Consider the following 8181-nt stretch of genomic DNA (forward strand, 5'->3'; position numbering starts at 1 on the left):
GCGGTTCACGATGCGTTCGCGTGGGCGCTTACGCGGCGAGCGATCAGGGCTGGCGCTGCTCTTCCGGGCGATACTCGGCGCGCTGATCCGGCCAGCCCGCGGTGAGGCCCCAGACCACACCGATATCGATCGCGATCAGGAGGAGCGCGAGCCACGGCTGGGTGTTGAGCCAGGTCAACTGCCCGATCGCGTTGAGCAATGCGACCGTGACACCGAAGACGCGAGCCCACGTCGCTGCGGCAAGCAGTCCCACGCCGGCGACGATCAGGATGGCGGCCCAGATCAGCAGCACCCATCCCCAGCGATCGAAATCGAGCAGCACGAGATGCTCCTCGCCGACGAAGAGCCGTTCGGGTGCCGTGAGGGCGACGATGCCCTGGATCCCATTGGAGATGCCGACGAAGATCAGCAACAGCCCGGCGAAGACGCCCCAGCCGCCGGGATTCTTCTCGTTCATCGTGACCTCCCGATCAGAAGATGAGCGCGACGAGGATCGGCGCGGCGGTGAGTACTACGGCGATGAGCACGATTACCGCCACGACCCGCATGCTGGTCTCGTGACGTCGTCCGTACTCCGATGAGGTGGACATTCCGCCAGGCTAGGCCGGTAACGCCGATGGCGTCGTCACCTTCAACGGATGAAGTCGGATCCCCAATCAGCGCACAGCGTCGGGCCCGGTCCGTCGCAGCGTGACCCGGTACGTGTAGTGCTCGGGCAGAAAGAGGCTGGTCGCGAGTTCGATCGCCCGGTCGGCGGAGTCGGTGTAGAGCCGGTCGACGCGCAGCATCGGGTGTCCCGGTGCACAGTTGAGCGCCGCGGCCGCCGCATCGTCCGCCGGCGCGACGGTGATGGATTGGCCGGCCTCGGTAATCGGGTTGTCCATCCGTGGCTCGGCGAGCCCGATGATCGTCGCCGAGCTGACCGCGCCCGCCTGGAGTTCCGGCAGGTCCGAGATCGATCGGGCGATCGACTCGGGCACGTAGACCGTGGTGAGGACGAACGGAACATCGTCGTGCAACCGGCGGAACACCATGCAGTGCACAAGATCCGTGTCGAGCCGGAGGCGGCTGGCCGCGGCAATATCGACACGCCGGCGCAGTGGCTCGAGCACCTCCATCGTGGTGTCCGCGGACAGGTTCATCAGGTCCTCAATGGACCCGAGCTGGCGCAGATAATGCGAATCCGGTTCGGCAACGAATGTTCCCCGTCCTGGCACCCGGTACACGATTCCGTCGGATACCAGGTCCTGAAACGCGCGGCGCACGGTCTGCCGGCTCAGTCCGTGCTGCGTCGACAGCTCCGATTCGGTTGGCAGCTGGGTGCCATCGCGATAGCGCCCCGACGCGATATCGGCGCGCAGCGCTCGGGAGAGCCGGCGATAGGCAGGCTCACCCTCGTGCGGGTCCGGTGTCGGCCGGTGCGGAGCGGTCATGGTTGCCAGATCCCGGTGTCAGATACCACCGCGCGCGACAAGCTGGCTGACGATGACGTTGCGCTGAATCTCGTTCGTGCCCTCGCCGACGATCATCAGCGGTGCATCGCGGAAATAGCGCTCGACGTCGTACTCCGTCGAGTAGCCGTAGCCGCCATGGATTCGCACGGCGTTGGTGGCGATCTCGAGTGCGACCTCGGAGGCGAACAGCTTTGCCATGCCGGCCTCCATGTCGCAGCGCTCGTCCCGGTCGTACCGCTCCGCGGCATAGCGCGTGAGCTGCCGGGCGGCGGTCAGTCTGGTAGCCATATCGGCGAGGTAATTACCGACCGACTGGTGCTGCCAGATGGGCTTTCCGAAGCTCTCCCGCTCCTGGGCGTAGGCCAGCGAGTCCTCGAGCGCCGCCGTCGCAACGCCGAGCGCGCGCGAAGCGACCTGGATGCGGCCGGTTTCGAGGCCCTTCATCATCTGGCTGAAGCCCTTGCCGGGCGTCGTGCCGAGGATCGCCGAGGCGGGCACGCGGTAGTCGGCAAACGAGAGCTCGCAGCTCTCCACGCCCTTGTAGCCGAGCTTGGGCAGATCTCGCGAAACGGTCAGGCCGGGGCCATGTTCGGCGAGGACGATCGAGATCCCCTTGTGCCGGGGCGTGGCATTCGGGTCGGTCTTGCACAGCAGTGCGATCAGGCCCGACCGGCGCGCGTTGCTGATCCACATCTTCGCGCCGTTGATCACGAGGTCGTCGCCGTCCTGGCGCGCGATTGTCGACATTGCCTGCAGATCCGAGCCGCCGCCCGGCTCGGTGAGCGCCATCGTCGCGCGCAGCTCACCCGTGGCCATCCGCGGCAGATACGCCGCCTTCTGCTCGTCCGTGCCGAACAGGGTGAGCAGCTTGGCGACGACGGTGTGCCCGCCCATCGCGCCGGCGAGGCTCATCCAGCCGCGCGCGAGTTCCTCGGTGACCTTCACGTAGCAGGGCATCGAGACCGGCGAGCCGCCGTACTCCTCCGGGACGGCGAGCCCGTAGATCCCGATCTGCTTCATCTGCTCGATCCACTTTTCGGGATATTCGTTCGCGTGCTCGACCTCTTGGACGGAGGGCTTCACATCGCGATCGATGAAGTTGCGCACGGTTTCGACCAGCAGGGTCTCGACGTCGTTGAGTTCGCTCATGGCAATGGTTCCGACTCGCTCTCGAAGATTTGTACGGCCATATTCGAACAGGTCCTTCGACGCTGTCAACTCGCGCCTTTCGCAGACCGGCGCAGCCGTGATAGGAACAGTCGGAGCTTTTGGCCGTACAAATTGGCGGGGTGCCGGGAAGAGGACGATCGATGACCGAGCGGGTTGTTGGCGGGCCGTACTTCGACGAGTTGCGCCACGGTCAGGTCTTCGACGAGGCGCCGGCGATCACGCTCACCAGCGGCCTTGCCGCGACGCATCAGGCGATTCTCGGGGACCGGCTGCGGCTTGCACTCGATGCGCACCTGAGCCGGGCGGTCACCGGCGGTGAGTTCGCTCATCCCGGGCTCGTGGGAGACCTCGCGATCGGGCAGTCCACGCTCGTCACCCACCATGTCAAGGCCAACCTCTTCTACCGCAACCTGCGCTTTCATCGCTTCCCGCAGCTCGGTGACACCCTGTACACGCGAACCGAGGTTGTGGGCCTGCGCGAGAACTCGGCGAAGCCGGGGCGCGCACCGACCGGCCTCGCCGCGCTGCGAATCACGACGACCGACCAGGACGGCGCCACCGTGCTGGATTTCCATCGGTGCGCGATGCTTCCGCTCGGGCCGCACGCTGCGGCGGATCGGACCGTGCATGCTGACGATCTGAGCAGCATCGGTGCAGATGGCGAGGGCAAGCCGGGCGTGCCGGACGGCTTTGACCTCGCGGTCTATCGCGATCGCGTCCCGGGCCCGCACTTCTCGACCGACCTTGCCGGTTCGGTGTTGCGGAGCAGCGGCGACGTCGTGTCGAACGCCCCGGAGCTCGCGCGGCTCACGCTGAATATCGCGGCGGCGCACCACGACGAGCGGGCCGGCACTGCCGGACGGCTCGTGTACGGCGGCCACACGATCGGGATCGCCTTCGGTCAGGCGGTCCGCGCCCTGCCGAACATGGTCACCGTGCTGGCTTGGCAGTCGTGTGATCACACCGGGCCTGTCCACGAGGGCGACACCCTGACCAGCGAGCTGACCGTGCTCGCCGCACGTCCGTTGCCCGGCTCGTCCGGCGGACTTCTCGACCTGCGCTCGGTAGTCCACGTCGCTGGCCCGGACGGCGCGAACCGGCCGGTGCTGGACTGGTACTTCACCGCGTTGATGGCGTAGGCAGGAGCAACGGCGCACGCGAACCCTGCGCCGATGCGACGGCGAATGGACCCCAAATGACGAGCTCGAGGAGCTGACGTGACCCAACCCGATTCCCGACCGCTCGCGGGCCTGCGCATCGTGGAGTTGTCGAGCTTCGTGGCGGCGCCGCTGTGCGGGCTGACCTTGAGTCAGCTGGGCGCCGAGGTGATCCGTGTCGATCCGCTCGGCGGAGCGACGGACTATCGCCGCTGGCCGCTCACCGAGGACGGCGAGAGCATTTACTGGACCGGACTCAACCGGGGGAAGCGCTCGCTCGCCTGCGATTTCCGCTCACCCGACGCGCAACGCCTGCTGCAACGCCTGATCACCGCGCCCGGGCCGGGTGGCGGAATCCTCGTCACCAACGCCGGTGGCCGCGACTGGATCAGCCACGACGCACTCGCGGCACTGCGCCCTGACGTCATCACCCTCGAGGTGCTCGGTCGCAGTGACGGCGGCACCGCCGTCGACTACACCGTCAATGCCGGCCTTGGCTTCCCGTACCTCACCGGGCCGCCCGAGTTTTCCGGTGCCGTGAACCATGTGCTGCCTGCCTGGGATATCGCGTGCGGTCTGTACGCCGCGCTCAGCGTGACCGCCGCGGTACGGCACCGCGAACGGACGGGGGAGGGCGCCCGGATCACGCTGCCGCTCGAAGACGTCGCGCTGGCGTCTGCGGGGATGCTCGGATATCTCACGGAGGTGCAGATCAACGGTGCCGGACGTGAGGGCACGGGCAACGCGGTCTACGGCACGTATGGCATCGATTTCGTCACCAGTGACGGCGAGCGGTTCATGCTCGTAGCCCTGACGAACCGGCATTTCCGGGATCTGTTGGAGCTGACCGGAACCGGGGATGCGGTTTCCGCCCTGGCCACCGCGCTCGGCGCGGATTTTTCGCTCGAGGACCACCGGTTCCGCCACCGCGAGGTGCTGACCGCCATGTTCGGGGCGTGGTTCCGCGAACACACCGCCGACGACGTCGCCGCGGCGCTTGCGAAGACTTCGCTCCTGCATGAGCGCTACGCAACCTTCGAGGAAGTCGTCGCATCCGGTGTGCTCGACCGCAATCCGCTGTTCGAGACGTTGGATCAACCGCGGATCGGCAGCTACCGGGCCGCCGCCAACCCGGCGATCTTCGGTGGGCGGCACCTGTTCGCCACGCCTGCGCCGGCGCTCGGTGGAGATACCGAAGCGCTGCTCACCGACGTGCTCGACATCCCGGCCGCCGAGGTCGCGGATCTGATTTCCGGCGGCGTTGTCGCCGGCCCGAAGGAGTGAGAAGTGCAGACCTATACGCCGGAGGTCAGCGACGAGGATTTCCGCGACATCCTCGCGCAAACAAGGGAATTCATCCGCAAGCAGGTTGTCCCACGTGAAAGCGAGATCGCCGAATCGGATCGCATTCCCGACGATCTGCGCAAGGCCGCCGCGGACATGGGTCTGTTCGGCTATGCGATTCCGCAGCAGTGGGGCGGGCTTGGCCTCGACCTGAGCCAGGATGTCGAACTGGCAATGGAATTCGGCTACACCTCGCTGGCGTTGCGGTCGATGTTCGGCACGAACAACGGGATTGCCGGCCAGGTTCTGGTGAATTTCGGCACCGACGAACAGAAGTCGCGCTGGCTCGGCCGGATCGCGAGCGGTGAGGTCGTCGCCTCGTTCGCACTCACCGAGCCCGAGGCGGGGTCCAATCCGGCCGGATTGACCACCCGCGCCACGTTCGCCGACGGTCAGTGGACAATCACCGGTTCCAAGCGGTTCATCACCAATGCTCCGCTCGCCAACCTATTCGTCGTTTTCGCGCGCTCCCGGCCCGCCGACGAGTCCGGGACCGGTATCGCGGTTTTCCTTGTTCCCGCGGATACACCGGGAGTTTCGGTGGGGCCCAAGGACAAGAAAATGGGCCAGGAGGGTGCCTGGACTTCCGAGGTCTCATTCGACGGTGTCGTGGTCGGGGAGGATGCACTCGTCGGTGGCACCGAGGACGCCGGTTACAAAGCGGCGATGACGGCGTTGGCACGTGGCCGCGTGCATATTGCGGGGATCGCCGTGGGCGCTGCGCAACGCGCGCTCGACGAGTCGGTTGCGCACGCTGCGGTGACCAGGCAGGGCGGAACGCCGATCGGTGACTTCCAGCTGATCCAGGGCATGATCGCCGATCAGCAGGTGGGCGTCGCGGCCGGCCGCGCACTGGTCCGAGACAGCGCGCGCAAGTGGGTCACCGGCGAGGACCGGCGCATTGCGCCCTCGGTGGCGAAGCTCTATTGCTCCGAGATGGCGGGTCGGGTGGCCGATCTCGCGGTGCAGATTCATGGCGGCTCGGGCTACATGCGTGGCGTTGTCGCCGAGCGGATCTACCGGGATGTCCGGTTGCTCCGGCTTTACGAGGGCACCAGCGAAATTCAGCGCTTGATCATCGGTGGCGGCCTGGTGCGGGCCGCGAAATCCGAACTCTGACCTGCGTTTAACAACCGACCGGTGAACAACCGGCGGCAAGATTGCCGAACAGCGCGCGGATCGGCCGTTCATCGGATTAGATCAGCGAATGAGCACGCCTGATGCCGCTGCGCCGCTCAGTGCCGACGAGCGCGCCGAACTCGAACTCCTCCGCAAACGGGTTGCAGACCTCGAAGGCGCCGAGGCGCCCAGCGCGCCGGCTTCGGAGCGCCATCGAGGTAACACCCTGCGCTGGATCGCAGCAGGTGTCCTCATAGTGCTCGTCGCCGTGCTCGTGGTCGGCGGCGTCGCCGCTCGCTTCGCGCGGTCGCAGATCCTCGATACCGACCGCTACGTGGAGACCGTGGCCCCGCTCGCCAAGGATCCGGCGATTCAGGCGGACATCACCAACCAGATCACGCAACAGATCTTCACTCGCCTCGATATCGAGGCTGCGACGAAGGACGCGTTGACCGCACTCACCGAGAATGCGCCCCGCGTCCCGACGCAGGTTGTGGGCTTGGCCCCGGTGATCGCGGGCCAGGCCGAGGGCTTCATCCGGGACACGGTGAACAAGCTGGTCACCAGTGACGAATTCGCCAATCTTTGGGTCGACGCAAACCGGATAGCGCATGAGAACGTTGTCGCCGTGCTCACCGGCAATACGAAGCGGGTGAAGATCGATGAGAACGGCACCGTCAGCATTCCGCTGGGCCCGATCATCGACAAGGTGAAACAGCGGCTGGATGACCGCGGTTTCGCGTTCGCCGACAAGATCCCCCAGGTCGATGCGAGCTACACCCTGTTCCAGTCGAAGGACATCGTGAAGGCACAACGGCTGACGCGTCTGCTCGATCGGCTGGCGACGTGGTTGCCGTGGATCGCAGTCGCACTCGCTGTGGGCGCCATCTTCACCGCGCCGAGAGGCGGTCGCCTGCGGGCAATGGCCCTCGTCGGACTCGCGGTGGCGATAGCGATGGTGCTGCTCGGGTTCGGATTGAACGCCGCCCGGGCGTATTACCTGGACGACATTCCAACCGACGTGCTCACGCCGGCCGCGGCCGGCGCGATCACCGACATCGTGACGGTGCCGCTCAAACTGATGATTCGTGCCACCTTCGCGGTGGCGGTGGTAATTGCGCTGGTCGGCTTCCTGCTCGGCGGGTCGAGATCCGCCCACGCCGTACGACACGGTTACAGCCGTGCACTCGACGCCTTGCGCCGGTCCGGTTCGGGCCGTGAACCCAATCAGTTCGAGACGTGGGTCGCGCAGCTGCGGGTCCCGCTTCGCATAGCGATCATCGCCATCGCCGTCGCGATCCTGATCTTCTGGCGGTATCCGACGGGCCTGGTCGTACTAACAGTCGCAGTCTTGGCGGTGATCGCGCTGATCGTCGTCGAGATCCTCGCCCGCCCCGCGGTGAACGCCGCACGAGCGATAGAGACGAGTACCCCGGCCTAGCCGCCCCCTCGCGGAGTGTGGTCGGCGCCACAGTGAAAGATTTTGCGCCGCAGCCGCATCCGGGTGGCGATCTGCGCCCGTTGACCTGCGTAGATGGTAAGACGTATGCAAGTTGACCTGGGGATTTGACCACGAGTTGGTGGTGCCGTAACTTTTCTGGAGTCAGAGCGACACGGACACCGACCCAAGCCCCTAGGGCGAGGGAAACGAGGTAGGACGAAGGCGCCTGGCCATCCGGGAATTTTGCAGCGCTTGTCGTTGTTGATACCCACGCCTCATGTTCAGCATCACCGGCCAGTACGGCGGTGTGTGTCGGCGCGAGGCAACCTGGAGCAGTCGCCCCAGACTCATCTGCTTGTTGGTAGCTGAGCTGGTGTGTGCGTGTTCTTTGAGAACTCAATAGTGTGTCGATGAATGTCAGTGCCAAATGTTTTGATTTGGTAGGCCGGCTTTTCATGTCCATACCCCCGTGTGGGTGAGGGTCGGCGATTTTTTT

At 65.9% G+C, this 8181-nt stretch carries 7 protein-coding genes; 4 read left to right on the plus strand and 3 right to left on the minus strand.

The window, feature by feature from the left end; translation table 11 throughout:
• Positions 1-43 precede the first annotated feature (43 nt).
• The 3 genes from A8G08_RS22300 to A8G08_RS22310 all read right to left on the minus strand — a co-directional run bounded on the left by A8G08_RS22300 (position 44) and on the right by A8G08_RS22310 (position 2603).
• Positions 44-457, minus strand: coding sequence for a DUF7144 family membrane protein (locus A8G08_RS22300; protein WP_068278974.1), 414 nt, complete (start codon positions 455-457; stop codon positions 44-46).
• Between the two features lie 199 nt (positions 458-656).
• On the minus strand, positions 657-1433 hold the full coding sequence (locus A8G08_RS22305) for a GntR family transcriptional regulator (RefSeq protein ID WP_068278976.1): 777 nt from the start codon (positions 1431-1433) through the stop codon (positions 657-659).
• Between the two features lie 18 nt (positions 1434-1451).
• Positions 1452-2603 carry an acyl-CoA dehydrogenase family protein gene (locus tag A8G08_RS22310; protein ID WP_068278978.1) on the minus strand — a complete coding sequence of 384 codons (1152 nt, stop codon included), beginning with the start codon at positions 2601-2603 and terminating at the stop codon, positions 1452-1454.
• Between the two features lie 161 nt (positions 2604-2764).
• Here A8G08_RS22310 and A8G08_RS22315 point away from each other — a divergent pair, with 161 nt between their 5' ends.
• From A8G08_RS22315 to A8G08_RS22330, 4 genes are all read left to right on the plus strand, one after another.
• Positions 2765-3763 carry a MaoC family dehydratase gene (locus A8G08_RS22315; protein WP_068278981.1) on the plus strand — a complete coding sequence of 333 codons (999 nt, stop codon included), beginning with the start codon at positions 2765-2767 and terminating at the stop codon, positions 3761-3763.
• Positions 3764-3841: 78 nt separating this feature from the next.
• Positions 3842-5065, plus strand: coding sequence for a CoA transferase (locus A8G08_RS22320; protein ID WP_068278984.1), 1224 nt, complete (start codon positions 3842-3844; stop codon positions 5063-5065).
• 3 nt (positions 5066-5068) lie between these two features.
• Entirely contained in the window at positions 5069-6244 is a 1176-nt protein-coding gene (locus A8G08_RS22325; protein ID WP_068278986.1) for an acyl-CoA dehydrogenase family protein, read from the plus strand.
• 88 nt (positions 6245-6332) lie between these two features.
• A complete protein-coding gene (locus tag A8G08_RS22330; RefSeq protein ID WP_068278987.1) occupies positions 6333-7685 on the plus strand; it encodes a hypothetical protein in 1353 nt (450 codons plus the stop codon).
• Positions 7686-8181 lie beyond the last annotated feature (496 nt).

The organism is Aldersonia kunmingensis (genome assembly GCF_001646865.1).
Classification (GTDB): domain Bacteria; phylum Actinomycetota; class Actinomycetes; order Mycobacteriales; family Mycobacteriaceae; genus Aldersonia; species Aldersonia kunmingensis.